The organism is Rhodoferax sp. GW821-FHT07F03, from assembly GCF_059418745.1.
In genome coordinates this window covers 392,833-418,478 of record NZ_JBWKQM010000001.1, presented here as the reverse complement: position 1 = coordinate 418,478, position 25,646 = coordinate 392,833, and the positions used below count along the sequence as shown (strand labels likewise).

Annotated in this window: 24 protein-coding genes and 1 tRNA gene; 4 read left to right on the top strand and 21 right to left on the bottom strand. The window is 61.0% G+C overall.

Translation table 11 applies throughout. The features are described from left to right. Positions 1 to 15: 15 nt before the first annotated feature. Entirely contained in the window at positions 16 to 948 is a 933-nt protein-coding gene (locus AC07R0_RS01855; RefSeq protein ID WP_495103557.1) for a LysR family transcriptional regulator, read from the bottom strand. 322 nt (positions 949 to 1,270) lie between these two features. On the opposite strand from AC07R0_RS01855, the gene xdhA reads away from it, so the two are divergent. Together xdhA and xdhB are read left to right on the top strand one after the other, a co-directional pair. Further along, a complete protein-coding gene (xdhA, locus tag AC07R0_RS01850) occupies positions 1,271 to 2,740 on the top strand; it encodes a xanthine dehydrogenase small subunit (protein ID WP_495103556.1) in 1,470 nt (489 codons plus the stop codon). Then, positions 2,737 to 5,064, top strand: coding sequence for a xanthine dehydrogenase molybdopterin binding subunit (gene xdhB / locus AC07R0_RS01845; RefSeq protein ID WP_495103555.1), 2,328 nt, complete (start codon positions 2,737 to 2,739; stop codon positions 5,062 to 5,064). Before xdhA ends, xdhB begins: the two co-directional genes overlap by 4 nt. A 72-nt stretch (positions 5,065 to 5,136) precedes the next feature. On the opposite strand, the gene AC07R0_RS01840 is transcribed toward xdhB, so the two are convergent. The 6 genes from AC07R0_RS01840 to AC07R0_RS01815 all read right to left on the bottom strand — a co-directional run bounded on the left by AC07R0_RS01840 (position 5,137) and on the right by AC07R0_RS01815 (position 9,565). Further along, positions 5,137 to 5,212: transfer RNA gene (locus tag AC07R0_RS01840), tRNA-Lys, on the bottom strand. A gap of 37 nt (positions 5,213 to 5,249) precedes the next feature. Then, a complete protein-coding gene (locus AC07R0_RS01835; protein WP_495103554.1) occupies positions 5,250 to 6,032 on the bottom strand; it encodes a tRNA threonylcarbamoyladenosine dehydratase in 783 nt (260 codons plus the stop codon). Further along, positions 6,033 to 6,779: a tol-pal system protein YbgF gene (ybgF, locus tag AC07R0_RS01830; protein ID WP_495103553.1), complete on the bottom strand. Its 747-nt coding sequence runs from the start codon at positions 6,777 to 6,779 to the stop codon at positions 6,033 to 6,035. 65 nt (positions 6,780 to 6,844) lie between these two features. Next, the gene (gene pal, locus AC07R0_RS01825) at positions 6,845 to 7,387 is read right to left on the bottom strand and encodes a peptidoglycan-associated lipoprotein Pal (protein ID WP_495103552.1); all 543 of its coding nucleotides are present in this window, start codon (positions 7,385 to 7,387) and stop codon (positions 6,845 to 6,847) included. 37 nt (positions 7,388 to 7,424) lie between these two features. After that, positions 7,425 to 8,711, bottom strand: a complete 1,287-nt coding sequence (gene tolB, locus AC07R0_RS01820; protein WP_495103551.1) for a Tol-Pal system beta propeller repeat protein TolB — start codon at positions 8,709 to 8,711, stop codon at positions 7,425 to 7,427. 68 nt (positions 8,712 to 8,779) lie between these two features. Continuing rightward, positions 8,780 to 9,565: a glycosyltransferase family 2 protein gene (locus tag AC07R0_RS01815; protein ID WP_495103550.1), complete on the bottom strand. Its 786-nt coding sequence runs from the start codon at positions 9,563 to 9,565 to the stop codon at positions 8,780 to 8,782. 216 nt (positions 9,566 to 9,781) lie between these two features. Here AC07R0_RS01815 and AC07R0_RS01810 point away from each other — a divergent pair, with 216 nt between their 5' ends. Both AC07R0_RS01810 and msbA read left to right on the top strand, forming a co-directional pair. After that, on the top strand, positions 9,782 to 10,954 hold the full coding sequence (locus AC07R0_RS01810) for an O-antigen ligase family protein (RefSeq protein WP_495103549.1): 1,173 nt from the start codon (positions 9,782 to 9,784) through the stop codon (positions 10,952 to 10,954). Next, positions 10,951 to 12,699, top strand: a complete 1,749-nt coding sequence (gene msbA, locus AC07R0_RS01805) for a lipid A export permease/ATP-binding protein MsbA (RefSeq protein ID WP_495103548.1) — start codon at positions 10,951 to 10,953, stop codon at positions 12,697 to 12,699. Before AC07R0_RS01810 ends, msbA begins: the two co-directional genes overlap by 4 nt. A 66-nt stretch (positions 12,700 to 12,765) precedes the next feature. Here the strand turns inward: msbA and AC07R0_RS01800 are convergent, their stop codons facing one another. The 14 genes from AC07R0_RS01800 to AC07R0_RS01735 form a co-directional block, all read right to left on the bottom strand. Then, positions 12,766 to 13,947 (bottom strand): glycosyltransferase family 4 protein, encoded by a 1,182-nt coding sequence (locus tag AC07R0_RS01800; RefSeq protein ID WP_495103547.1) that lies wholly within the window; start codon positions 13,945 to 13,947, stop codon positions 12,766 to 12,768. Further along, positions 13,944 to 14,693 (bottom strand): polysaccharide deacetylase family protein, encoded by a 750-nt coding sequence (locus AC07R0_RS01795; RefSeq protein ID WP_495103546.1) that lies wholly within the window; start codon positions 14,691 to 14,693, stop codon positions 13,944 to 13,946. Before AC07R0_RS01795 ends, AC07R0_RS01800 begins: the two co-directional genes overlap by 4 nt. A 4-nt stretch (positions 14,694 to 14,697) precedes the next feature. After that, on the bottom strand, positions 14,698 to 16,200 hold the full coding sequence (gene rng, locus AC07R0_RS01790) for a ribonuclease G (RefSeq protein WP_495103683.1): 1,503 nt from the start codon (positions 16,198 to 16,200) through the stop codon (positions 14,698 to 14,700). 11 nt (positions 16,201 to 16,211) lie between these two features. Beyond that, entirely contained in the window at positions 16,212 to 16,814 is a 603-nt protein-coding gene (locus AC07R0_RS01785) for a Maf family protein (protein ID WP_495103545.1), read from the bottom strand. An 87-nt stretch (positions 16,815 to 16,901) separates the two neighbouring features. After that, on the bottom strand, positions 16,902 to 17,477 hold the full coding sequence (locus tag AC07R0_RS01780) for a YceI family protein (RefSeq protein WP_495076505.1): 576 nt from the start codon (positions 17,475 to 17,477) through the stop codon (positions 16,902 to 16,904). Positions 17,478 to 17,530: 53 nt separating this feature from the next. Further along, a complete protein-coding gene (locus AC07R0_RS01775; RefSeq protein WP_495103544.1) occupies positions 17,531 to 18,097 on the bottom strand; it encodes a YceI family protein in 567 nt (188 codons plus the stop codon). 54 nt (positions 18,098 to 18,151) lie between these two features. Continuing rightward, the gene (locus AC07R0_RS01770; protein ID WP_495076503.1) at positions 18,152 to 18,733 is read right to left on the bottom strand and encodes a cytochrome b; all 582 of its coding nucleotides are present in this window, start codon (positions 18,731 to 18,733) and stop codon (positions 18,152 to 18,154) included. A 130-nt stretch (positions 18,734 to 18,863) separates the two neighbouring features. Continuing rightward, positions 18,864 to 20,762, bottom strand: coding sequence for an ABC transporter ATP-binding protein (locus AC07R0_RS01765; RefSeq protein WP_495103543.1), 1,899 nt, complete (start codon positions 20,760 to 20,762; stop codon positions 18,864 to 18,866). 5 nt (positions 20,763 to 20,767) lie between these two features. Beyond that, the gene (rlmH, locus tag AC07R0_RS01760; protein ID WP_490590233.1) at positions 20,768 to 21,247 is read right to left on the bottom strand and encodes a 23S rRNA (pseudouridine(1915)-N(3))-methyltransferase RlmH; all 480 of its coding nucleotides are present in this window, start codon (positions 21,245 to 21,247) and stop codon (positions 20,768 to 20,770) included. Beyond that, a complete protein-coding gene (gene rsfS, locus AC07R0_RS01755) occupies positions 21,248 to 22,060 on the bottom strand; it encodes a ribosome silencing factor (RefSeq protein ID WP_495103542.1) in 813 nt (270 codons plus the stop codon). After that, positions 22,057 to 22,686, bottom strand: coding sequence for a nicotinate-nucleotide adenylyltransferase (gene nadD, locus AC07R0_RS01750; protein ID WP_495103682.1), 630 nt, complete (start codon positions 22,684 to 22,686; stop codon positions 22,057 to 22,059). Before nadD ends, rsfS begins: the two co-directional genes overlap by 4 nt. Continuing rightward, complete coding sequence (gene hemF / locus AC07R0_RS01745) at positions 22,677 to 23,570, bottom strand: oxygen-dependent coproporphyrinogen oxidase (RefSeq protein WP_495103681.1); 894 nt, start codon at positions 23,568 to 23,570, stop codon at positions 22,677 to 22,679. Before hemF ends, nadD begins: the two co-directional genes overlap by 10 nt. Before the next feature lie 26 nt (positions 23,571 to 23,596). After that, positions 23,597 to 24,889, bottom strand: coding sequence for a phosphoribosylamine--glycine ligase (gene purD / locus AC07R0_RS01740; protein ID WP_495103541.1), 1,293 nt, complete (start codon positions 24,887 to 24,889; stop codon positions 23,597 to 23,599). Next, complete coding sequence (locus AC07R0_RS01735; RefSeq protein WP_495097372.1) at positions 24,886 to 25,605, bottom strand: YebC/PmpR family DNA-binding transcriptional regulator; 720 nt, start codon at positions 25,603 to 25,605, stop codon at positions 24,886 to 24,888. Before AC07R0_RS01735 ends, purD begins: the two co-directional genes overlap by 4 nt. Positions 25,606 to 25,646: the final 41 nt, after the last annotated feature.

Below are 25,646 nucleotides of genomic sequence, written 5' to 3'. Positions count from 1 at the left end.
ATCGTACACGAGCAGCTATGCTTTTCGTAGCGACGCAGCCACCGACTTGGTCAAGGCACGCAACCACTTGCCCGAGGCAGAGGTGTGGGTGCGGGCATGCCATAGCTGGTAGTACATCATGCGCGGGAAAGCGATGGGACATGGCAATATCTTGACCGGCAGCGTCGCCGCATAGCGCTCGCAGTACTGGCGTCCTGTGGTCAGTACCAGCAAGCTCGATGCCACCATGGCCGGGATCAACCCGAAATGCGCGCAGCGCGCGTTAATACTGCGCCGCAAGCCCAGGCTGTCCAGGTGCTCATCGATCACCCCCTTGGCCCCCGGGTACACCGGTGTGGGCGCAATGTGCTCGGCTGCCAGCCAGGTGGCCTGGTCCCAGCCACGGCGCACGGCGGGGTGGTCGGAGCTGACTAGGCTGACCACCTCGTCGCCAAACAGGCGGGCGATGTGCAGGTCTTCCGGCGGGCTACTCCAATTGCCCACCACCACGTCCAGCTCACCCTGCGCCAGGTGGGCGTGGTAGTCCAGCTGGCCCGACAGGCTATGGATTTCCACCGTGCACAGCGGGGCCTCGGATTTCAGACGGGCCACCAGTTGGGGCAGAAATAGCGGGTCCAAATAGTCGCTGGCAGCAATGCGGAAGGTGCTCTGGGCCGTCTTGGGCTCGAATCCGCGCACATCGCTGAACAGCACCTCGGCCGCCCGCAGGATGCTGACACTGGGGTTGAGCATGCGCAACCCGGCGTCGGTGGGCACCATGCCAGAGCCGGAACGCACCAAAATGGGGTCATCTGCCAGATCGCGCAGACGCTTCAAGGCGGCACTGACCGCGGGCTGGGTCATGCCCAGGCGGATGGCGGCACGGGAAACACTGCTTTCGGTGAGCACGGTATGGAGGACCCTGATGAGATGGAGGTCGATCTTGTCGAAAAGCGTCTGGTCTCTCATAGGTGCTCGTGGATGCAGGTCATATATCTTGGCGTATGTATTGTGGGGCGTGTCCAGACTAGGCTCTGAATATGCGGCCTGCCACAGGGCGTAAGTATGAACAGGTTCTTGTGCCGTTCATCCGGCTTCTCACACGCCAACCCGGCTGTGGCTGGTGAGGTTGCGGCACAGGAAATGCACAGGCATGGCGGCGACGCATTTGAAAAGCAGCGCAACCGCGCCTAGTGTTCCTTAGAACGTATTCACGTTTTTAGGCTTGCCGTATGCTGCATCCATTGACTTTGACTTATATCGTTTCAGCCCCGCTAGGACTCCACACCTTATGACAACCCACCCTCTGCGCTTCATCCGGCGTGGCCAGACCGTGATACTGAACAACGTGCCGCCCGACCGCACCCTGCTGCAGGTGCTGCGCGAAGACCTGGGCGCCATCGGCACCAAGGAAGGCTGCGGCGAAGGCGACTGCGGCGCCTGCACCGTGGTGCTGGCTGAGCCCCATAGCCATGAACATGGCAGCCTGCGCTTTCGCGCCATCAACAGCTGCATACGCCTGGCCCACTCGGTGGACGGCATGGCCTTGTGGACGGTGGAAGACCTGGCCCAGGCCAATGGCGACCTCCATCCAGCCCAGGAAGCCATGGTGCAGTGCCACGGTTCGCAGTGCGGTTTTTGCACGCCCGGCTTTGTGATGAGCCTATTTGGCATGTACCAGAACCATGTGTGCCGCGGCCAGGGCATCAGCCGCCAGCTGGCACAAGAGGAACTCTCGGGCAATCTGTGCCGCTGCACCGGCTACCGGCCGATTCTGGACGCCGCGCAGCACATGGCCAGCCTGCCACCGGTCCACATAGACGAATCCGCCTTGCTACAAAAATTAGAGCTACTTGCGCAGACAAAACCTGCGCTGCAGGCCGATTATTCTTATAAATCGCCCACCACCCTGGCCGAGCTCACTGCCGCACGCGCAGCGAACCCGCAGGCCCAGATCGTGGCCGGCTGCACCGACGTAGGCCTGTGGGTCACCAAGATGCACAAGCATTTCGACAGCGTGCTGGACGTCACCCAGGTGGCCGAGTTGCGGCAGATCCAGCCACAGGCCGACGGCATCCGCATCGGCGCGGCAGTCACCCTGCAAGACGCCTTCAGCGCGCTGGTGGCCGACCGACCGCAACTGCACAGCTTTGCCAGCCGCTTCGCCGGCCTGCCGGTACGCAACTCGGGCACGCTGGGCGGCAACGTGGCCAATGGCTCGCCGATTGGCGACTCCATGCCGCTGCTGATCGCCCTGGGCGCCAGCGTGGGCCTGGCAAGCCTTCGCGGCACGCGCAGCCTGCCGCTGGAGCACCTGTACACCGGCTACCGCAGCAATGTGATGGCACCCGACGAGGTGCTGGCCTGGATCGACGTGCCCCGCCCACAAGGCGAGCTGATGCAGGTCTACAAGATTTCCAAACGCTTCGACGACGACATTTCCGCCGTCTGCCTGGCGCTGCAGCTGACGCTGAAAGACGGCCTGGTGCAAACCGCCTCCATAGGCGCGGGCGGCGTAGCCGCCACCCCGGTGCGCGCGCTGCAAACCCAGGCCGCCCTGGTCGGCCAGCCCTGGAACCAGGCCACGGTGCAGGCCGCTGCCGCCGTACTGCGCGCCGAGTTCCAGCCCATCTCCGACATGCGCGCCTCGGCCGCCTACCGCAGCGAGGTGCTGGGCAATTTGCTGCAACGTTTCTGGTTGGAAAGCCAGGGCCAGACCCAGATCAATCTGGCCACCCTGGACGTGGAGGCCCTAGTATGAACGCCCCGGAAAAAATCGAAAAAATTGCTCTGGTCCCCGCTGCCGCAGGCCGCAGCGTGGCCCATGAAAGCGCCCGCGCCCAGGTGGCTGGCTCCGCCCATTACGTGGACGACCTGCCCGAGGTACGCGGCACGCTGTACGCCGCGCCCATCCTGTCCAACGTGGCCCACGGCACGTTGCACAAGGTAGATACGACCGCTGCGCAAGCCATGCCCGGAGTACAAGGCGTGGTGCTGGCCGCCGATATCCCCGGCGACCCCATCCTGGCGGCATTCGCCCACGACGAAGCCATTTTTGCCATCGACACGGTGCACCACGTTGGCCAAGTGATCGGCCTGGTGGTCGCCGATTCGGTCATGCAGGCACGCGCCGCCGCACGCGCCGTCCAGCTCGACATCAGCCCCCTGCCCGCCCTGCTGGATGTGCGCCAGGCCCACGCCGCCAAAAGCTATGTGCTGCCGCCGGTATTTGTGCGCCGGGGCGATGCCGCAGCAGCCCTGGCCCAGGCACCCCACACCCTCAGCGGCCAGCTGGAAGTAGGTGGCCAGGAACACTTCTACCTGGAGGGCCAGGTAGCCTATGTGCTGCCGCAGGAGCAAGGCCAGTGGCTGGTGCACTCCAGTACCCAGCACCCAGGCGAAGTTCAACATTGGGTGGCCCACGCGCTGGGCATTGCCAACCACGCTGTGCGGGTGGAATGCCGGCGCATGGGCGGCGGCTTTGGCGGCAAGGAAACCCAGGCCGGACATCTGGCCGTGTGGGCCGCCGTGGCTGCACAGAAGCTGGGCCACCCCATCAAGCTGCGCCTGGACCGGGATGACGACTTCATGGTCACTGGCAAGCGCCACCCGTTTGCCTACGACTACACCGTGGGTTACGACGACCAAGGTCTTATCTGCGGCCTACAGCTGACCATGCTGGCCAATTGCGGCTTCAGTGCCGACCTCAGCGGCCCGGTGGCCGACCGCGCCGTCTTCCACGTGGACAACGCCTACTTTCTGGCCGATGTGGACATCGCCTCCTACCGCCTGAAAACCCATACCCAGAGCCATACCGCTTTCCGCGGCTTTGGCGGACCGCAGGGCGTGATCGTCATCGAAAGCATACTCAGCGAGATCGCCCGCCAGCTCCAACTGGACCCACTGGCCGTGCGCCGCCACAACCTGTATGACGCGGCGCACACGCCCAACCCTACACGCGATACGACCCACTACCAGATGAAGGTGGAGGACAACATCCTGCACCCCATGCTGGAGCAGATAGAACAAACGTCCAGCTACCAGCAACGCCGGGCCGCGATTGCCGCCTGGAACGCTGGCAGCGCGGTGATCAAACGCGGCATCAGCATCACGCCGGTAAAGTTCGGCATCTCGTTCACCGCCACGCTGTTCAACCAGGCCGGCGCACTGGTGCATGTCTACACCGATGGCAGCGTGCAGGTAAACCACGGCGGCACCGAGATGGGCCAGGGCCTGAACACCAAGGTGGCGCAAATCGTGGCCGACGAGCTGGGCGTGGCCTTTGAAACCGTCCTGGCTACCGCCAGTGACACGAGCAAGGTGCCGAACGCATCGGCCACGGCCGCCTCCAGCGGCACCGACCTGAACGGCCGCGCCGCCCAGTACGCGGCGCGCAATGTACGGGACAACCTGGCGCAGTTCGTCGCCGGGCTGGACAACTGCGGCCCCGGCGCAGTGCGCTTCAAGGGCGGCGAGATCACCACCCCGGTGTGCAGCCGCCCGTTTGCCAGCGTAGTGCAGCAGGCCTATGCCAACCGCATCCAGCTGTGGAGCGATGGCTTTTACCGCACACCCAAGATCCACTACGACAAGACCACGTTGACCGGCCGACCGTTCTACTACTTCGCCTATGGTGCGGCTTGCAGCGAGGTCGCCATCGACACACTGACCGGCGAAAGCAAGGTGCTGAAGGTAGACGTGCTGTACGACGCCGGCACCAGCATCAACCCGGCCATCGATATTGGCCAGGTCGAGGGCGGCTTTATACAGGGCATGGGTTGGCTGACCACCGAGCAGTTGGTGTGGAACGACAAGGGCTATCTGAGCACCCACGCGCCCAGCACCTACAAGATCCCAGCCACCGGCGACATACCGGCGCACTTTAAGGTAGCGCTGTGGGAGCAGCCCAACTTCGAGGACAACGTCTTCGGTAGCAAGGCCGTGGGTGAACCGCCCTTCATGCTGGCCATCAGCGTTTTCGAAGCCCTCAAGGACGCTATTGCCACGGCCCGTGACGATGGCGCAGTGGTGCAGCTGGCTGCACCGGCCACGGCAGAAAATGTGCTGAAGGCCCTGGCGCATTGATCCGCAACATTCCACGCCCAGCGTGGAATGCAAAAAGCCCGCTATCTTTTGGATAGCGGGCTTTTACAATTTTGGTGGGACGTGCGGGGGTCGAACCCACGACAAACGGATTAAAAGTCCGCTGCTCTACCAACTGAGCTAACGTCCCAGCTAAAAGCATTTACGCTTTGTAGCGAAGCCTCAAATTATAGCGTGGTTTTTACCGGTTTCTCAAGAGTCTGTGCCAATTGGTCCAAAACCCAGCCCGCAGCACATTGACCGAAAGTGGCCGTGACGCTGACCACCGAGCCATAGCCATGGCAGTTCAGGCTGCCATCACTCTCCACCGCGCAGGACGCATCGGGCGGCATGACGGCTTCACGGCTGAATACGCAGGTCACTCCGATCTTTTTGCCTTCACGCGGAGCCGCATGTTCCTTGCGCAAGCGGTAGCGCAGCTGCGCCAACAAGGGGTCGTGCGTGGTGAAAGCCAGGTCGTCGATATCCACCTTGTGCGCGTGGCGCTTGCCACCTGCTGCCCCCACACTGATGAAGCAGGCACGGGTCTGCCGTGCCCAGGCCGCCATACGGGTCTTGGCCTTGACCTGGTCACAGGCGTCCACCACCGCATCCACGCCCTCGGGCAGCAATTGCAACCAGGTTTCAGGCTCGACAAAGTCCTCGATGCAATGCACGGTGCAGCCTGGATTGATCTGGGCAATACGGTCACGCATCGCCAGTACCTTGGCCTGCCCGACGGTCGAGTCCAGGGCATGGATTTGCCGGTTGATATTGGATTCAGAAACGTGGTCCAGATCCACCAGAGTCAAGCGCCCTACCCCGCTGCGCGCAAGCGCCTCCACGGTCCAGGAACCAACGCCGCCAATGCCGACCACCATCACGTGAGCGGCACGAATGCGCGCAGCGCCCGGCACGCTATACAGGCGCTCCAGGCCACCGAAGCGCCGTGCCAGATCTACAGCATCCATTTACTTGAGCTTGGCCAGCCTATCCTTGGCCGCCGATGCAGCTTCAGATTGGGGATAGACCTTGACCAGGTCTTCCAGTGTCTTACGAGCTGAACGCGCGTCTTTCAGCTCCATCTGGCAATTCGCAATCGACAGCGCGGCCTCAGGTGCGCGCAGATGGTCAGGCGCCGCCGCCAGCAAGGCGCGGAAGTTGGCAATCGCCTCCTTGTAGTCGCGGTTCGCATACTGGGCATTGCCCAGCCAGAACAGCACCGAAGTACCATAACCACTTTGCGGATAGCGCTTGTTGAAGCCCAGGAAGGCAGTTTGCGCGGCAGGGAAATCACCTTTGCGGAATATGGCCAGCGCGGCATCGAAGTCGCGGCTTTCCGCGGGGTCGGCGGTGAACTCCTTGCCATCCACGGTCACCTTGGCCGGTTCGAACTTGCGCAAACGGTCATCTACCGACTGTGTCTGGTCCTTCATACGGCGCTGCACATCCGCCACGTCACGTGCCAGTTGTTCATCCTGCCCACGCTGCTTGGCAAGGTCCGCGCGTACCGCATCGATCTGGCTCTGCAAATCCAGCAAGCTGCGCCGCAACTGCGCATTGTCTTCGTTGGCTCGCTGCAAATCTTCAGCCAACTTTTTGTTCGAGGACTCGACCCCCAGGCGGTTTGCTTCCACGCGCTGGCGCAAATCCAGAATGGCTTTGCGGGCCTCGTCATCGTCAAACACCCCAGCGTGGACGCTGCCTGCAAGCAGCATACAGCAGGCCCATGCCACTACGGCCAGACGCCGCACGGGGGCCGTCGAAAGTCTGGCAGTGCGAGTCATCGGTAGCTGATCTCTGCGCGACGGTTTTTCGCCATGGCGGCTTCATCATTGCCCATCACGGCAGGCTTTTCCTTGCCGAAGCTCACAGCTTCGAGCTGAGTGTCAGCCACGCCCAGCAGACCCAAGGCACGGCGCACGGACTCTGCACGCTTCTGCCCCAGGGCCAGGTTGTATTCGCGGCCACCACGTTCGTCGGTATGACCTTCCACCACGGCATGGCGGGTTTTGTCGGCCTTCAAGTAGCGCGCATTCGACTCAATCACCGACTGGTCACTTGACGAAACAGCGTAGCTGTCAAAGTCAAAATACACAATGCGCGAGCCGTTGGGGCCGACGGCATCGTTATTCGATTTCGTCAAATCCACGGAAGTCACACCACTTGTGCCGGCAGCCGAAGCATCGCTCTGCGCGCCAGCATTGCCGGCCTGCGTGACACCGGCACCGCTCTTATCCACCACAGGCACATCGTTCAGCTTGACGCCCGAAGCGCAACCGGCCAGCACAGCCGTCAAAGAAAGAGCCCACACCAAATTTTTCATTTCCATTTCCTCGTTAAATATGAAGTCAATACCGTACTCAGGGCTTCATGAACGGACCCCAGTCTGGTTCACGGATATCACCCGCTTGGCCAGCCAAACGCGCCTTTATTTTTCCGTCCAGGGTGGAGGTCATCAAAGCCTCACGCCCCTGCTGCTGGGTTGCGTAAACAATCAATCGGCTATTGGGGGCAAAACTGGGGCTCTCGTCCGCAGTGGTATCGGTGATGCTGGTGACGGTGGAACTGCTCAGCTCCATCACTTGCAGCTTGAAGGCACCATTGATGCGGGAGATATACGCCAGCCAGCGTCCATCCGGGCTGATGCTGGGTGAAATGTTATAGCTGCCCGAGAAGGTTACTCGCTCGGCATTGCCTCCGCTACTGGGCATGCGGTAGATCTGCGGCGCACCGCCACGGTCACTAACGAAATAGATGTATTTTCCATCAGCTGAATACCGGGGCTCAGTGTCAATGCCGCTGGATTGAGTCAGCCGCCGGGGCTCGCCACCATTTGCATCAATCACGTAAATCTGCGAGCCTCCGTCCTTACTGAGCGTCACAGCCAAAGAGCGGCCATCCGGAGACCAGGCCGGCGCACTGTTCGAGCCCTTGAAATTGGCAATCAAGCGGCGCTTACCGGTGGCAACGTCATGCACGTAGATCACAGGTTTGCGGGCCTCGAAAGACACATAAGCCAGTTGCAAACCATTCGGCGACCAGGCCGGAGAAATGATCGACTCCGGGCTAGCTAAGGCCGACTGGCTGTTCTCGCCGTCTGCATCGGCTACCCACAAAGTATGGCGCGAGCCGGCACGAGTTACATAGGCAATGCGGGTCGAAAAAACGCCGCGATCGCCAGTCAGCTTCTCATAGATGAGATCGGCAATGCGGTGCGCAGATAAGCGCAGATCGGCTTGCGGCACGGTGATACTTTGCGCAATCAGGTCCTTAGCCTTCACCACATCCCAAAGGCGGAAACGCACGTCGTAGCGGCCATCGGCCAAGCGAGTCACACTACCCGCCACCAGGGAGTCTGCAGCCTTCTGGCGCCATACCGACACATCGGGCGGGGTGGTTTCATCCAGTTTGGCTCCGCTGGCATCCACCGCCCGGAATTGCCCACTGCGCTCCAGATCGGCTTGCACGATGGCTGCAATCTTTTGCGGAGACTGGTCGTCGCCCTTGAAGCTGGCAATGGCGATAGGCAATTGGGTCAAGCCTACGCCTGACACCTCCACACGGAACTGGGCAAATGCCGAGCCAGCCCCGACCAGCGCCAGGGCGGCCAGACAGGATCGACGGTTCAACGAAAAAACAGAACTCATAAGTGCGTTGTCTTGAATCTCATGGACAAGGGGTAGGTGGGTTCGTATTTGTGAAAAATAGTTCCCAATCAGCGCTTCAGGACATTTTTCCAGTCTTGAGACCACTTCGCCTGGTGCTCCAGCTCCACGGCCTTGGCGTAGCGGTAGAAGGTTACTTCAAAGTACGAAAAAGCAATCACCAGCCCAGGCCAGCCGTCCAGGAAACCACGCTTGAACAGGAAATGCTTCCAGAAGGCCCAGATACCATGACTCAAAGCCTTGCCGTAACTGGAACCAGACTGACGCCGCTTTGTCGCCCCCAGGGACGAATAGCGGTTCATCTTGGCCACCACTTCAGCCAGGTCCTTGAAGGGCAATTGCCAGATGGCGGACTTCAAATAGCCAAGCCTGGCGCCGGGCGTCAACTCGAAGCCCTCGTGCACCGGACTGGGTTCGTAGCGCATTTGCGAACGGCGAAACAGTTGCGGCTGGCGATAGTTCGGGTACCAACCTGAGTGCCGTATTTCACGCCCCAAAAAGAAATTGCGGCGCGGCACAAAAAACACGTCAGCCTGTGCCTGCGCCACCAGGGCCTGTATCTCACTTGCGGCCTCATGTGTGCAGCGTTCGTCCGAGTCCAGGCTAAACACCCACTCATGCGAACAAGCAGCCACGGCATCATTGCGCAGCTTGCCAAAACCCTCAAAATCGATCTGCACCACCCGTGCACCAAGCGACTCGGCGATGCGCACGGTGTCATCCGTACTGTGTGAATCGGCTACGATGATCTCGTCTGCCCAGGCCACACTGCGGATGGCGTCAGCCACCTTCTCGGCTTCGTTATAGGCAATGATGTAAACGGATATCTTGCTCACTTGTGGTACGTGTTGGTCAGGTTGCAACCCGGTTGAGCATAGCAGACCCCCTAAACGCCCCCACGCGTAACCCGTATCGGGACCCACTTATTGATACACCGATAATGGCCGCCTATTTTGACTAACTCTACGGCCCATTCTGTGCGGTATCCACAATCCATACGAACCCTCCTAGTCTGTACTACAGCCATTTCCGTGGGCCTAACTATTGCCATGATGAGCGTAGCAAAAGCGCTGCTGGTGCTATGCGGCCTGGTGATATTGCTGAAGCAGCCATGGTATGCAAGCAGCCAGCGCGCATTTCCCGCACAGCGCACTGTCGTAGCGGTTCTGCTTGCCCTGGCTGGCCTGGCATTGACCCTACTGTGGACCGAAGCATCTTTGGCAGAAGCCGCGCAGTCGCTGGGCAAGCGCAGCAAGCTCTTGGTCATCCCCATGCTGCTGCTGCTCATACGCAACCAGCGGGAAGCCATGCTGGCCCTGGGTGCTTTTTTTATAGCGCAGCTATTTCTGTTGACCAGTTCATGGCTGCTGGTATTGCACCTCCCAGTCCCTTGGGCCACCAACCCCGCAACCGATACAGACTACGCTGTGTTTTCCACCTACCTCGACCAGTCCATCATGAGCTGCGTGGTGGCTGCGCTGTGCTGGCATCTGCGCGAACTCACCCATCGCCCCCTGCTGCGGGCCCTTGCTTTGCTAACCGTCATACTGGCACTAACCAACGCCGTGTTCGCCATGCAAGGACGGACAGGCCATATGGTGGCCATTGTGCTTATCACATTGGCCGTGATGTGGGCCTTGCCCACGCGCTGGCGTATTGCCGCTCTCTTGGCGCCGGTGCTGCTGGTAATGGGTATGTATGGTACTTCTTCCCGTTTCCATGACCGGTTCAATGCGGTCGCAACGGAAACCAGTGCATTCTCCGACGCTGGCAACAACGATACGCCGTCCGGCGAACGCCTAAACTACTGGCACCGTTCACTGCAGGCCATCGCAGAACGCCCCTTGTATGGCTTTGGTGTAGGTAGCTGGAACGCACAGTACCGCCGCCTGGATGCTGGTCGGGGCGCCCCCCATACCCTGCAAATACGCAACCCGCACCAGGAATTTTTGCTCTGGGGCGTGGAAGCGGGCCTGGGTGGCATTGTCTTGCTGTGCTATCTGCTGTTTGCGGCCTGCAAGGATGCGCTGTCCATGCCCTTGCCGGTCCGGCATGCTGTGCACTCCGTGGTTGCCGCGCTGATCGTTGCATGCTGTTTCAACTCGAGCCTGTTTGACGGCGCCATTGGCGACTTTTTTTGCGTGACGCTAGGCCTGCTGCTGGCCTTGGGCTGGCAAAGCCGGCACCAGCCACACTCTATTTCCAGAGCAAAGACTACTCCATGACTAACGCCGCGCCGACCATTCTGCAGCGCCTGCGCCATATCTGGCCCTATTTCAGTCCCTCTCGCAGCGGCTGGATCATGGCGGTAGTGGCCACCATCGTCGGTTCAGCAACCGAGCCCATGATCCCCGCCCTGCTCCAGCCCCTGCTAGACCAGGGGTTTCAGAAAACCAATATCCAATTGTGGGTGGTTCCCGTCACCCTGCTGCTGCTGTTCGGGGTGCGCGGTGCGGCAGGATTCATCGCATCCCTGGCCCTGGCCAAGGTAACCAACCAGGGCCTGATGGCCTTGCGCCAGGCGATGTTTGCCAAAGTGCTGACCGGCCAGCCCGCCATGTTCACCGCCAATACCTCCAGCGCCTTGGCCAACACCGTGGTGTATGAAATGCAGAACGGCTCCAGCCTGCTGGTGAACGCGCTGATGAGCATGACACGGGATGCGCTGACCTTGCTGGCGCTATCGTCCTACCTGCTCTATCTGAATCCCAAGCTCACCCTGATCGTCGCCTGCCTCATTCCAGCCGTAGCCTGGGTGATGCAGATTCTGTCCAAGCGCCTATTCCGCCTGACCAAGGACAGCCAGACTGCGACGGACTCACTGGCCTATGTGGTCGAAGAAAACGTACTGGCCAACCGCGACATCCGTTTGCATGCCGCGCAGAGCCTGCAACGCAACCGCTTCACCGAGTTGAGCAAGACGCTGCACCGGCTGTCCATGAAATCCACCGCCGCCTCTTCGGCCATGGCCCCCATCACCCAGATGCTGGCCGCGGTCGCCCTCTCGGCAGTCATCTCGGTCGCCCTGCTGCAGAGCGCCAACAATGGTGCCTCTGTTGGCGGCTTCGTAGCCTTTGTCACCGCCATGCTGATGCTGGTGGCGCCGATCAAACATCTGTCGGAAGTCGCCGGCCCCATTACCCGGGGCCTGGCCGCCGTGGAGCGCGGTCTGAACTTCGTGGAATCCACACCCGACGAATACGGCGGCAGCTTCCAACTGGAGCGTGCGCGAGGCAATATCCGTTTTACCGACACCACGGTGTCATTCCCAGGCCACCCCACTCCGGCCCTGGACCGCATCAACCTGGGGATTGCCGCTGGCGAAACCGTCGCCCTGGTCGGAGCCTCCGGCGCCGGTAAAACCACGCTGGTGAACCTGCTGCCGCGCTTTCTGGACCCGGCATCGGGCCGGGTTGAGCTCGATGGACAAGCCATCCAGGACTGGAATCTGGATGCCTTACGCCACCAGTTTGCCGTGGTCAGCCAGCATGTCGTCATGCTCAACGACAGCATCGCCCACAACGTGGCATTGGGCCTGCCCATGGACCGGCAGCGTGTACAGCAATGCCTGATCGATGCCAACCTGGATCGCCTGGTGGCCGACCTGCCGCAGGGCATAGACACCGTCGTCGGGCACAACGCCACCCAGTTATCGGGCGGCCAACGCCAGCGGCTGGCGATTGCCCGGGCGCTGTACAAAAATGCCCCAGTGCTGATACTGGACGAAGCCACCTCGGCACTGGACACCGAATCGGAGCGGGCCGTGCAAGACGCACTGGAGCGTCTGATGGTTCAACGTACCACCTTGGTCATTGCGCACCGCCTGTCTACCGTACACCATGCGGACCGCATCGTAGTCATGGACGCTGGTCGTATCGTGGAAACCGGCACCCACGTCCAGCTGCTGGAGCAAAACGGCCCCTATGCCCGCCTGTACCGCCTGGGGCTGCACAGCAGCGCAGAGGCTTGAGCACAGCAATCGCTATGAAATAAATAGCTGTCAGCGCAGGTAGATACTGCGCCAGCAGCCCATTTTTCATAGATTCTTTGCGACCGCCTGGTAAATCTGTTCCTGCTGCTGTGCCAACGCCGGCCACAGATGGTCTTGCGCAAAAGCCAACGCCTGGCGGCCCAGACCCTCACGCAATGCGGCATCGGCCAACAAGCACCGCAGGGCGGTAGCCAAGGCTGGCGCATCCTGCGGATCATCCAGCAGCAACACATTCACGCCGTCCGTCAGCAAGCCAGCAATACCGCAGTAGCGCTCGGCACTGACCACGACCGGCAGGCCATGGGCCATAGCCTCCAGCACCACCATGGCAAAGGTATCTTCCAGAGTGGGATGCACCAGTACATCTGCTGCCTGATAGGCGGGGTCCACCTGGTCCATGGCACCCAGAAAGAACACCCGCTGCGCCACACCCAAACTGCTGGCACGCGCACGGAATTCGGCAGTCTGCTCCGGCTTGCCCACCACCACCAGAAACACCTCGGCGGGCAGTTCAGCCAAAGCCTGCAGCAGGCTTGGCAGGCCTTTCTTACGGAAGTCGTTGCCCACCAGCAGCAGGCAAATTCCCTCCAACGGCAAACCCAACTGCGTACGCGCATGCTGCTTGGTGGCGTCACTGGCCGCACCAGGCACAGTGGCCACACCCGGGGTCAGTACCCGCAGCATGGGCAGAGTAGCGGGATAACAAGCAGCCATAGTGCCGCGCAAAAAACTGGACGTGACCACCACCGCCTTGTCTGCCTTCGGCCGGTAGCGCAAGTATTCCAAACCCAGATAGACCCATAACCGTGGGCTGGTCAGCACTTGCAGCCCGCGCTGTACGGCCCGCCAGCCGCGGCGTTGGTGGAACAGGTTGTGCCGAACCGGCAGCACGTGCACGGTCTGCACCTGGCCATGCCAGGTGTTCTCATGCGAATGCACCACGTCAAAACCTTTGCGCGTGGCCCACCAAGTGGCGATGGCATACCAAAGCTGGTTCACCCAGCGGGGTTTTTTGAATGGCGCAGAAACCCGGTGGTAGCTCACGCCAGGCATGGCATGGCCTATGGTCTGAGCAAACACATGGATATCGTGGCGCTGCGCCAATTGCTCCACCAGCGCAATCGAATAGCGCTCGGCACCACCACCGGTGGGGGCAAATACCCGGTTCAACACGGCAATGCGCAGCCTGCGGCCAGCCTCTATGCCGGGAGAAGGCTTGCCACTCATGCGCGACGGCGGTCTTCGTAGCCCGTACCCAGCTTCATCCACAGATTCAGCAGGCTGGTAGAGCGCGCTACCGGGGCGCGCGGCAACTGCAGCATGTCTTCACCCGCCAGGCAACGGCTTCGCTGAGTGGTGGTGGCGGTGCAAAAACCGGCCTCCTGTACCAGCTCCGTATGCTCAGCCGTGTATTCCCCGTAGGGATAACAAAAGTGGTTGACCGTGACACCCAGGCCGTCTTCCAGTTCTGATTTGCAAAGCATGATCTCGCTGCGGCTGGTGGCGGCATCCTGCTGGGGCAGGCGTACATGGTGGCGGGTATGGGCGCCTACGTCCTGCCCGCCCGCCACCCAGGTACGCAGCTGCGCCATGTCCATCAGCGGCGTCTGGGCAATTCCGATCTCGGCGTCCCAGGCATTGGTCTGCCCCAGGCGCTGACTGACCACATAACAGGTGGAAGAAAAGCTGTAACGCTGCAGCACTGGCAAAGCGTAGTGCAGATTGTTCAAATAACCATCGTCAAAAGTGATGCCCACCACCCGACCGGTCTTGCTGCCGACCAAATAGGGCTGCAGAGCCTGCATGGACAGTCCCTGGTAGCCCAGCAACTTCAGCAGCGCCATCTGGCGTGCAAAACTTTGCGGCGACACCACCAGGCTACGAAACGGCGCGCCCTTGGGCGGCGCCGAGTCGATCTGGTGGTACATCAGGATAGGGATGGGCTGTCGGTTGGCGGTACGTTGGCTGGGCATGGGTCTACAAAAGGACGATGTCGTACTGTTCCTGTCCCATGGCGGCCTCGCTTTGCAAGGAGATGGGTTTGCCGATGAAATCGCTCAAGCCAGCCAAGTGCTGGCTTTCTTCATCCAGAAACAGCTCTATGACTTTGGGCGAGGCCACCACGCGGAACTCGCGCGGATTGAACTGGCGCGCCTCGCGCAGAATTTCACGCAGGATGTCGTAGGTCACGCTGCGCGCGGTCTTCACGCTGCCCTTGCCGCTGCACACCGCGCAGGGCTCGCACAGCATGTGCGCCAGCGATTCACGGGTACGCTTACGCGTCATTTCCACCAAACCTAGCGCCGAAAAACCACCGGCCGTGGTCTTCACGCGGTCACGCGCCAGCTGCTTGCGGAACTCGGCCAACACAGCATCGCGGTGCTCCTCACGCGCCATGTCAATAAAGTCCACGATCACGATACCGCCCAAATTGCGCAGACGCAGCTGCCGGGCAATCGCCTGGGTGGCCTCCAGATTGGTCTTGAAGATGGTGTCGTCGAAATTGCGCGCACCTACGAACGCGCCGGTGTTCACATCCACCGTGGTCAGCGCCTCGGTCTGGTCCACGATCAGGTAGCCGCCGGACTTCAGCTCCACACGCCGGCCCAGAGCCTTGGCGATTTCCTCGTCGATGGAGAACAAGTCAAAAATCGGCCGCTCGCCCTTGTAGTGCTGCAGCTTCTCCACCGCCGCCGGCATGAATTCCTTGCCAAAGGCCTGCAACATCTCGAACTGTTCGCGCGAATCAAGGCGTATGGTCTGGGTCTGCTCGCTGACCAAGTCACGCAGCACACGCTGCAACAAATTCAGATCCTGGTGCAGCAAAGACGTGGGGGGCAAACGCACGGAGGCACTTTTGATGCGCGCCCAAGTCTTGCGCAAATAGGCTATGTCGTCGGCCAGCTCTTCATCCGTAGCGTCTTCGCCATTGGTACGCAGAATGAAGCCGCCACCCCCGCCTGTGGACGCATCGCCCACCAGCGCCTGCAGGCGCTTGCGCAAATCTTCACGTTGGGCCAGGGGGATTTTTTGCGACACGCCCACATGGTCGTCCTGCGGGAGAAACACCAGCAGGCGCCCGGCAATGCTGATCTGCGCCGACAGACGCGCGCCCTTGGTGCCGATGGGGTCCTTGATGACCTGCACCATCAACGCCTGGCCTTCGAACACCTGGCGCTCGATAGGCACCACGGGCGCAGCCGGCTTGGCCACACCATTGGCATCCAGCTCGGCCGACTTGTGGCCTACGAAGCCATTCGCCAGATCGGCCACGTGCAGGAAAGCCGCGCGTTCCAGCCCGATATCAATGAAGGTGGACTGCATGCCCGGCAGCACCCGCACCACCTTGCCCAGGTACACATTGCCCACCATGCCGCGCTCCAGTGTGCGCTCCACATGCAGCTCCTGCACCGAACCGTGCTCCACCACCGCCACCCGGGTTTCCTGCGGCGACCAATTGATCAGAATGTCTTGTTGCATAGGCATGGTGGTCAAAATTTAAAGCCCAGGGCGCGCAGCAGCTCGGCTGTCTCGAACATGGGCAAGCCCATGATGCCCGAATAGCTGCCCCGGATATGCGAGATAAACCCTGCCGCCCGCCCCTGCACCGCATAGGCCCCAGCCTTGCCCATAGGCTCACCCGAGGCCACATAGGCCTTTATCTGGGCCGTAGACATGGGGACGAAATCGACATGCGAGGCACTCAGGGCCTGCACCCGCTTACACCGCTGCTGCAACGCCACAGCCGTCAACACGCGGTGCCGGGAGCCGGACAAAGCGGACAGCATGCGCGCCGCGTCCTGGGCATCGGCCGGCTTGCCCAGAATCCTGCGACCCAACGCCACCGTGGTGTCCGAGCACAGGATGGGCGCCACGGGCAGGCCACGGCGCTTCAACCGCGCCACGGCGGCATCAAGCTTCAGGTCTGTCACGCGCTGAACATATGCTGCAGGTGCTTCGTTTTTCATAGCAACCTCAAGTCCTTCGCTGTCCTCGTCCGGATCGGGCAGCAACAGTTCATGGCGTACCCCCAATTGGTCCAGCAGCTGGCTGCGGCGAGGGCTTTGCGAAGCAAGGTAGATGAAATCGGTCATGGCACGATTATCACGGCAGGCATAGCCCAAAAAAGAACAGCCCGCCCATCTCGTTGACGGGCGGGCTGTTCACGGGAACGCTGTGAATTACTGCTTCACGGCTTCCACTTGGACGATCAGGTGCACTGCGTCAGGGAAGCCGTAGTTGGCGCCCCAGGTCATGCCCCATTGGCTGCGCTGAATGGTGGTATCAAAGTCGCCACCGCACACTTCACGCTTGAGCATGGGGTTTTGGTAGCAATTGAAGTTGCTGGCCTTGAGCGTCACGGGGTTGGTCTTGCCCAACAAGGTCAGATTGCCCACCACCTCCGACACCTTGTCGCCCGTGAACACGAACTTGTCGGCGCTAAAGGTAATGGTGGGGAATTTCTCAACGTTGAAGAAGTCAGCGCTTTGCAGATGCTTGTTGAACGCGGCGGTACCGGTGGACAGCGAAGTAGCGTCGATGGTCAGATCCACCTTGCCGGACTTGCCAGCCACGTCGAGCTGGACCGTACCTTCCTTCTTATCGAAACGACCGCGGTTGGTCGAGGTGCCCATGTGACCAATTTCAAAGGTCACAAAAGTGTGGCTTGGATCAATCGCATAGGTTGCGGACTCAGCCTGGGCAGCCCCGGCAGACAGGGTGGCGATAGCGGCAAGAGCGAGCAAAGTGTGGCGCATGGGTTCTCTTTCAAGAGTGGTTTAAGGAAACGGGAAACAGAAAAAAGCCGGGTTTAGAGCTTGCCTACACCCGTCAGATTGAATTTGAATTTGACTTGTACGTCGTCGGCGACCATGGAGGTATCGGCCCACTCGCCTTCGCCAATCTTGAAGGCAAGGCGCTTGATCGGCAGCACGCCGGAGGCCACGGTGTTGGCACCCGACTGCACCATGGTCACAGGTACCACCACGTCGCGAGCCTGGCCTTTGATGGTCAGCTTGCCGGCAACGTCATACTTGCCGCCACCCAGCGCCTTGACGCCGCTAGAGACAAAGCTGGCCTGAGGAAACTTGCCCAGGTTGAACCAGGTCGGCTTTGGCAACTCGGCGTCGGTTTCTGGCACGCCCAAAGTAGCGCTGGCCATGTCCACGGTGAAGCTGATCTTGCTGGCATCCAGCTTGGCCGGGTCGAAGCTAACCTGTCCATCAAATTTCTTGAAGCGCCCCTCTACCGGCACACCCATCTGCTTGCTGACGAACACAATTTCGCTTCCGGCCGGCACTAGCTTCTGGTCGGCATAAGCCCCCAAGCTAAAGCCCAAAGCCAGGGCAACAAGCGACAAATTCAATAGACGGGACATGGGTACCTTTCGAAATGAGAAAAAGCGATGCTCAGACGGATAGATCAAGATAGATCAGGATTTGGCAGGCCACATGCGGGCAATCAGCCCATCACGGTCCACAAACTGGTGCTTCAGCGCGGCAGCTACGTGCACCACCACCAGGGCGCACAGCGCCCATGCCGACAACCGGTGCAGAGGTTTCAGGAACTCGGCCAACTCCTTGCTGGCGGGCACCAGATCCGGCAGCGGAATCTGCCCGAAGACCACGATCTGGAAACCGGTCGCCGAGCTATAGGCCCAGCCCAGCAACGGCACCGCAAAAAACAACGCATACATCAGGCCGTGCGTCGCATGGTGGGCCCACTGCTGCCAGGCAGGCATGCCGCGGACCATGGCTTCAGGCAAGGCCGGCGGACGGTGCGTGGCGCGCCACAGCAGGCGCAAAGCGGACAGGGTCAGGATCGTGATGCCGGCCCACTTGTGCCAGTTGTACAACTTGAGCCGTGCGGGTGAAAAAGGCAGGTCCACCATATAAGTGCCGACGGCAAAAATGCCCGCCAAAGCCAGGGCCAGAATCCAATGCAGGGCAATTGCCACGCCGGTGTAGGTGGAGGCCTGTTTAGCCTGGGCTGCGGGTACGGAAGAAACGGGCATCGTAGTGAACCCCGGGCGGTTCAAGCGCCCGGTTCTTAAAATGTAAAGATCATTTTAGGAACCGTTCGTGGCGAAAAGTTCACTCAATTTGTTGGAATGATTCGAAATTTCTGAATCATTCTTGCCGCCGCTACTTTGCAGGCACAACAGCCCGAGGCTCCGCAGAGGCAGACGCAGGCAGGATATCTTCATCGTCCTCACCCAGGAACCCGCCGCTCTGGTGCGCCCAAAGCCTGGCGTATAGGCCGCCAGCCTCCAGCAAGCTGCGGTGATCCCCGACTTCCACGATGCGCCCCTTATCCAGCACCACCAGGCGGTCCATGGCTGCAATGGTTGACAGACGGTGGGCAATGGCGACTACGGTCTTGCCCTCCATCAGGCGGTACAGGCTGGACTGGATGGCCGCCTCGACCTCCGAATCCAGGGCACTGGTTGCCTCGTCGAGCAGCAGAATCGGGGCGTCTTTCAGCATCACCCGTGCAATCGCAATCCGCTGGCGTTGGCCGCCAGATAGCTTCACACCGCGCTCGCCCACATGGGCATCAAAGCCCTTACGGCCACTGGGATCGCTCAGGGTGTGGATGAAATCAAAAGCCTCGGCACGGCGCGCCGCCGCCACCATGTGCTCATCGGTCGCGTCCGGGCGACCATACAGAATGTTGTCGCGTACCGAGCGATGCAGCAGCGATGTGTCCTGCGTCACCATGCCGATCTGCGCGCGCAGGCTTTCCTGGGTCACCTGCGATATATCCTGACCATCCACCAGAATACGGCCGTGCTCCAGATCATAGAAGCGCAGCAACAGATTGACGATGGTGGACTTGCCCGCACCGGAGCGCCCCACCAGGCCGATCTTCTCCCCGGGACGAATGTGCAGCGACATATGGTCTATCACCTTGCGCGCATCCGGGCCCTTGGCTCCGTAGGCAAAGTCCACGTTCTCAAACCGCAGCTCGCCCTTCGTCACGAGCAAAGGCTGCGCCTGGGGTGCATCCTGTACGGCCTGCACGCGCGACAAGGTGTTCAAGCCGTCCTGCACCGTACCCACATGCTCGAACAGCGACGCCATCTCCCACATCACCCAGTGCGAAATACCATTCAGACGCAGCGACATGGCCGTGGCCGCTGCCACCGCACCCACACCGACCTGGCCCTGGGTCCATAGCCATAGCGCCACCCCGGCGGTTGCCAGAATCAACAGCATGCCCAGCACGTGGTTCACCACCTCGAAGCCACTGACCAGGCGCATCTGGCGATGCACGGTCTGCAGAAAATCCTGCATCGCTGAACGCGCATAGCCAGCCTCACGCCCCGCATGGGAGAACAGCTTGACGGTTGCGATATTGGTATAGGCGTCGGTAATACGACCGGTCATCAGCGAACGTGCATCGGCCTGCTTTTTGGCGACACCCGACAGGCGCGGCACAAAATAACGGATGGCCACAGCGTACAGCAGCACCCACGCCAGGAACGGCAGCAAAAGCCAGGCGTCGAAGCTCCCGACCACAGCCACCATGGTGACGAAGTAGATGGTCACAAACACCAGAATATCGCCCAGGATCATGCACACATCACGCACCGCCAGCGCCGTCTGCATCACCTTGGTAGCCACGCGCCCGGCAAACTCGTCCTGGTAAAAGCCCATGCTCTGGCCCAGCATCAGGCGGTGGAACTTCCAGCGCAGCATCATTGGGAAGTTGGCCGCCAGGGTCTGGTGCTTGAACAGGGTCTGCAATGCAATCAATAGCGGGCTACCCAGCAACAGCGCGCATAGCAGCAGAAGATGCGTACGCTCCTGGGTCCACAACAAAGCCGGTGGCACAGAGCCCAGCCAATCCACCACGCGCCCCATCATGGCGAACAGCAGGGCCTCGAACACACCCACACAGGCCGTGAGCAAGGTCATGGCCAGAATGTATTTGCGCGCACCTTTGCTGCACACCCAGACAAAATGAAAAAAGCCGCTCGGTGGCGGCTGGGGGGTGTCATCCGGGTAGGGGAGCACCAGGCTTTCAAACCAGTTCAGCATCGTATCTATTCGCGGTGATAGGGGTGGTTTGCGTTGACAGACCAGGCCCGGTAGAGCTGCTCTACCAGCAGCACCCGCGCAAACGCATGGGGCAAGGTCAAATCAGACAGCCGGATGCGCTCATGCGCCGCCTGGCGAAACGCCGGGTCCAGCCCATCGGGGCCGCCAATCACCAGCGCCACGTCATCGCTTTCCAACTGCCAAGTCTTGAGCTTACCCGCCAACGCCAAAGTAGTCAGTGTGGTGCCACGTTCATCCAGGGCAACAATACGGGCATTGCGCCCGATGCTGGACATGATGGCTGCTTCTATGCGCTCACGCTCGGCCGCATAAATCGTCTCTAGGGTCTTGGAGCCCCGAGGCTCGGTCTTGACCGCCTTGAGCTCCAGCTTGAGCTCAGGCGGGAAGCGTTTGGCGTAGTCGTCGTAGGCAGTTTGTGCCCAGTCGGGCATGCGCTGGCCTACGGCCACAATCACCAGCTTCATTTACTTGCGGCCGGGAGCCCGCTTGGCCGGAGCCTTGGGTGTCTTAGGCGCGGCGCGCTTGGCGGCAGCGGCCTTCTTCACGGTTTCGATCGGCGCCTTGATGACGATGGTCTTGACCGCCGTTTTCACGGCCGTCTTGGCGGGTGCTTTGGCCACGGTCTTGGCTGCAGTTTTAGCAGGGGCCTTGGCGGCTATAGCCTTTTTCGCTGGCACGGCCTTCTTGGCTGCAGGTGCTGCCACCGTTTTCTTTGCTGCTTTTTTAGGAGCATCCAGCACAGGACGCTCGGGTGCCAGCAGGCTTTCTGCATGTTCGCGTGCGGCGATCTTGCTGGCGCGTTTGGCAGCTGCGGGCGACAGCTTCTTGGCAGGCGCCTTCTTGGCTGGGGCCTTGACCGGCGCCTTGGCTTCTTCGGCCTTGGGCAGCGGCTTGGCCGAACCCAGCTTCAGGCGCACCGGCTTTTCGCCCCACAACTCTTCCAGGTGGTAGTACTGGCGGATCGCGGGTTGCATGATGTGCACCACAGCGCGGCCGCAATCCACGATGATCCACTCGCCATTGGCTTCGCCTTCGGTGCGCGGCTTGGCAAAGCCTGCATCGCGCACGGCATCGCGCACGCTGGAGGCCAGGGCCTTGGTCTGGCGATTCGAGGTACCCGAGGCGATGATCACACGCTCAAACAGCGCGGACAGACCTTCGGTATCAAACACCACGATGTCTACCGCTTTGACATCCTCCAGACCATCGACGATGGCGCGTTGGAGTTTTTGGGTGTCTTTTTTGGCGACAGTTTCCGATTGGGCAGAGGTGGTCATCGATTTGCTTGGTAGAGATGGTGTTGGTCAATATAGCGCGCCACGCCTTCGGGGACCAGATGGGCTATCCCCTGAGATGTTGCTGCGCGGTGTCGAATGTCGGTGGCACTCAGCGCCATGGGCGGCAGGTGCAGCGCCTGAAAGCGCCCTGGCGGCAGACTCTCAGAAACAAATTCAGGCGTAAATGGACCGCTTGCGCTTGTGTTGTCTGCGCGCAAAGCTACCGAAATTATAGCAGCCTGGACAATATCCCGCCAACCATGCCAGCTGGGCAGGCGCGCAGCCTGGTCTTCGCCCATCAACAGGAACAGCTCCGCCTGGGGCTGCTCGGCACGCAATTCGTTCAAAGTGTCTATGGTATAGGTTGGCCCTTCACGCTGAATTTCACGCTGGTCCACCACCACTTTGGGGATGTCGCCAAAGGCCAATTGGGCCATGGCTAGCCGGTGCACGGCCGGGCTCAGGGTGCGCGACTTGTGCCAGGCATGGCCGGTGGGGAACACGTACAAGGCATCCAGCTGCAGCTGCTGCAGCGCTGTACGCGCCAGCGCCAGATGCATGTTGTGCGGCGGATCGAACGCACCGCCAAACACGCCTATTCTTCGTAAAGCTGCGCTCACACCCAGTCTCGCGGCGGCAGAAAGTGGCGTGCCAACGCGTCTTCAGCAGAGCCCTCTTCCGGTTGGTGCTGGTAGGACCAGCTGGCCAGCGGCGGCATGGACAACAGAATGGACTCGGTGCGCCCGCCCGACTGCAGGCCGAAATGCGTGCCGCGGTCCCACACCAAGTTGAACTCCACATAGCGGCCGCGCCGGTACAACTGAAAGGCCCGTTCGCGCTCGCCATACGGCATGTCCTTGCGGCGCTGCAAGATAGGTACATACGCGTCCAGAAACGCCGAACCCACGGCCTGCGTCATGGCCATGCTCTGGTCTTGCCCCAGCTCGGAAAAATCGTCAAAAAACACGCCGCCAATGCCACGCGCTTCCTGCCGGTGCTTGAGGTAGAAATACTCGTCGCACCATTTTTTAAAGCGCGGGTATTTGTCGTCACCGAAGGGTGCCAGAGCCGCCTGGCAGCTGCGGTGGAAGTGCACCGCGTCTTCTTCAAAGCCGTAGATCGGCGTCAAATCCATGCCGCCGCCAAACCAGCAGACCGGGGCGGCATCAGCGGGCGAGGCCACGATCATGCGCACATTCATGTGCACCGTGGGCGCATAGGGGTTGCGCGGGTGAAACACCAGGGACACGCCCATGGCCTCGAAAGGTGCGCCGGCCAGTTGCGGCCGATGCTGGGTGGCAGAAGGCGGCAGCTTGGGGCCGCGCACGTGCGAGAAGCCGCAACCCGCACGCTCCAGCACCCCACCGTTCTCCAGTATCTGGGTGATACCCCGACCCTGCAATGGCTCGCCCGGCGGTTTTTCCCATGCGTCCGACAGAAACGCACCGCCGTCCAGTGCGGCCATACGGCCGGTGATGCTGGACTGCAAGCCCAGCAGATAGTCGCGCATGGCGACGGCCAAGTCCGGGCCGGAGCTCAAGTGCGTGCGGCGCGGTGGCCGATGTCCCGGCGGTATTGCATGCCGTCAAAGTGGATGCCACGCGTGGCTTCATAAGCCTGCTGCTGCGCCAGCTTGACGTTGTCGGCCAACACGGTCACACACAGCACGCGGCCACCCGAGGTGGACACCACGTCGCCCTGTTTGGTGGTGCCCGCGTGGAACACCACAGTGTCGTCACTGTTCTTGGGCAGGCCGGTAATGGCGTCACCCTTGCGCGGATTCAGCGGGTAGCCGTGGGCGGCCAGCACCACGCCCAGCGCAATGCGGCGGTCCCAGTCCAGACTGATCTGGTCCAGCTTGCCATGCGGGCCGGGTTCGGTCGCAGCCCACAGCACCTCAAACAAATCGGACTTCAGGCGCATCATCAGCGGCTGAGTTTCGGGGTCGCCCAGGCGGCAGTTGAACTCCAGCGTCTTGGGTTTGCCCTTGGCATCGATCATCAAGCCGGCGTACAAAAAGCCGGTGAAGGTGATGCCGTCTTTTTCCATGCCCTTGATGGTGGGCAAGATGATTTCGCGCATAGCACGTGCGTGCACATCGGCCGTGACCACGGGCGCGGGCGAATACGCGCCCATGCCGCCAGTATTCGGCCCTTCATCGCCGTCCAGCAGACGCTTGTGGTCCTGGCTGGTGGCGAGCGGCACCACATTCTTGCCGTCGCACATGACGATGAAGCTGGCCTCTTCGCCAGCCAGAAACTCTTCAATCACCACCCGCGCGCCACCCTCGTTGTGGCTCACCCCCAGGGTGTTGTCGACCAGCATGAAGTCCACCGCCTCATGGGCCTCGGCCAGCGTCTGCGCCACCACCACACCCTTGCCGGCGGCCAGGCCGTCGGCCTTGACGACGATGGGCGCGCCCATCTTGTCCACATAGGCGTGGGCCGCCACGGGGTCGGAGAAGGCTTCGAACTCGGCCGTGGGGATCGCATGGCGCTGCATGAAGGCCTTGGAGAAAGCCTTGGAGCTTTCCAGCTGGGCGGCGGCCTTGGTCGGGCCAAAAATGCGCATGCCGTGGGCGCGGAACTCGTCCACCACACCAGCCGCCAGCGGGCCTTCGGGGCCGACAACGGTCAGGGCGATGCCCTCGGTCTGGGCCCATTTGCGCAATGCCACCACATCGGTGATGGGCACGTTGATAAGCTGGCTGTCCAGCGCGGTACCGCCGTTGCCCGGCGCCACAAACACCTGGGACACACGTTCGCAGCCATTCATCTTCCATGCCAGCGCATGTTCACGGCCACCGCCGCCAATTACGAGAACTTTCATAGGGCCGCGTTGTGAAAGACTTCTTGGACATCGTCCAGGTCTTCGAGCACATCCAGTAGTTTTTGCATTTTTTCGGCGTCTTCGCCATCCAGTTCTATGGTGTTTTCGGCCCGCATGGTGACTTCGGCCACCTCGGGTTTGAGCCCAGCCGCATCCAGTGCCAGCTTGACTTTTTCAAAATCAGTGTAGGCGGTCAACACTTCGATGGCGCCGTCTTCGTCGGTGATCACGTCTTCGGCGCCGGCTTCCAGCGCGACTTCCATCACCTTGTCTTCGTCCGTGCCCGGAGCAAACACAAATTGCCCGCAATGCTTGAACTGGAACGACACCGAGCCTTCGGTACCCATGTTACCGCCATGCTTGCTGAACGCGTGGCGCACTTCAGCCACGGTACGTACACGGTTGTCGGTCATGGTGTCCACGATGATGGCAGCGCCGCCGATGCCGTAGCCTTCGTAGCGGATTTCCTCGTAGCTCACGCCTTCCAGCGTGCCGGTGGCTTTTTCGATGTTGCGCTTGACCGTATCTGCGGGCAAGTTGGCCGCCTTGGCTTTTTCAACCGCCAGGCGCAGGCGCGGGTTGATGCTCAGATCGCCGCCGCCCAAACGGGCGGCCACCATGATTTCACGGATCACGCGCGTCCAGATCTTGCCGCGTTTCTCATCCTGGCGACCTTTGCGGTGCTGAATATTCGCCCATTTACTGTGACCAGCCACGTAAAGTCCTTCTAGTTTGATTTAATCTACTGGCGCGATTT

Bases quoted from the DNA above. Each gene is read 5' to 3' on its own strand.
- AC07R0_RS01855 (WP_495103557.1), bottom strand. From the start codon at position 948: ATGAGAGACCAGACGCTTTTCGACAAGATCGACCTCCATCTCATCAGG.
- xdhA (WP_495103556.1), top strand. From the start codon at position 1,271: ATGACAACCCACCCTCTGCGCTTCATCCGGCGTGGCCAGACCGTGATA.
- xdhB (WP_495103555.1), top strand. From the start codon at position 2,737: ATGAACGCCCCGGAAAAAATCGAAAAAATTGCTCTGGTCCCCGCTGCC.
- AC07R0_RS01835 (WP_495103554.1), bottom strand. From the start codon at position 6,032: ATGGATGCTGTAGATCTGGCACGGCGCTTCGGTGGCCTGGAGCGCCTG.
- ybgF (WP_495103553.1), bottom strand. From the start codon at position 6,779: ATGCTGCTTGCAGGCAGCGTCCACGCTGGGGTGTTTGACGATGACGAG.
- pal (WP_495103552.1), bottom strand. From the start codon at position 7,387: ATGAAAAATTTGGTGTGGGCTCTTTCTTTGACGGCTGTGCTGGCCGGT.
- tolB (WP_495103551.1), bottom strand. From the start codon at position 8,711: ATGAGTTCTGTTTTTTCGTTGAACCGTCGATCCTGTCTGGCCGCCCTG.
- AC07R0_RS01810 (WP_495103549.1), top strand. From the start codon at position 9,782: ATGAGCGTAGCAAAAGCGCTGCTGGTGCTATGCGGCCTGGTGATATTG.
- msbA (WP_495103548.1), top strand. From the start codon at position 10,951: ATGACTAACGCCGCGCCGACCATTCTGCAGCGCCTGCGCCATATCTGG.
- AC07R0_RS01800 (WP_495103547.1), bottom strand. From the start codon at position 13,947: ATGAGTGGCAAGCCTTCTCCCGGCATAGAGGCTGGCCGCAGGCTGCGC.
- AC07R0_RS01795 (WP_495103546.1), bottom strand. From the start codon at position 14,693: ATGCCCAGCCAACGTACCGCCAACCGACAGCCCATCCCTATCCTGATG.
- rng (WP_495103683.1), bottom strand. From the start codon at position 16,200: ATGCAACAAGACATTCTGATCAATTGGTCGCCGCAGGAAACCCGGGTG.
- AC07R0_RS01785 (WP_495103545.1), bottom strand. From the start codon at position 16,814: ATGACCGATTTCATCTACCTTGCTTCGCAAAGCCCTCGCCGCAGCCAG.
- AC07R0_RS01780 (WP_495076505.1), bottom strand. From the start codon at position 17,477: ATGCGCCACACTTTGCTCGCTCTTGCCGCTATCGCCACCCTGTCTGCC.
- AC07R0_RS01775 (WP_495103544.1), bottom strand. From the start codon at position 18,097: ATGTCCCGTCTATTGAATTTGTCGCTTGTTGCCCTGGCTTTGGGCTTT.
- AC07R0_RS01770 (WP_495076503.1), bottom strand. From the start codon at position 18,733: ATGCCCGTTTCTTCCGTACCCGCAGCCCAGGCTAAACAGGCCTCCACC.
- AC07R0_RS01765 (WP_495103543.1), bottom strand. From the start codon at position 20,762: ATGCTGAACTGGTTTGAAAGCCTGGTGCTCCCCTACCCGGATGACACC.
- rlmH (WP_490590233.1), bottom strand. From the start codon at position 21,247: ATGAAGCTGGTGATTGTGGCCGTAGGCCAGCGCATGCCCGACTGGGCA.
- rsfS (WP_495103542.1), bottom strand. From the start codon at position 22,060: ATGACCACCTCTGCCCAATCGGAAACTGTCGCCAAAAAAGACACCCAA.
- hemF (WP_495103681.1), bottom strand. From the start codon at position 23,570: ATGCGCGACTATCTGCTGGGCTTGCAGTCCAGCATCACCGGCCGTATG.
- purD (WP_495103541.1), bottom strand. From the start codon at position 24,889: ATGAAAGTTCTCGTAATTGGCGGCGGTGGCCGTGAACATGCGCTGGCA.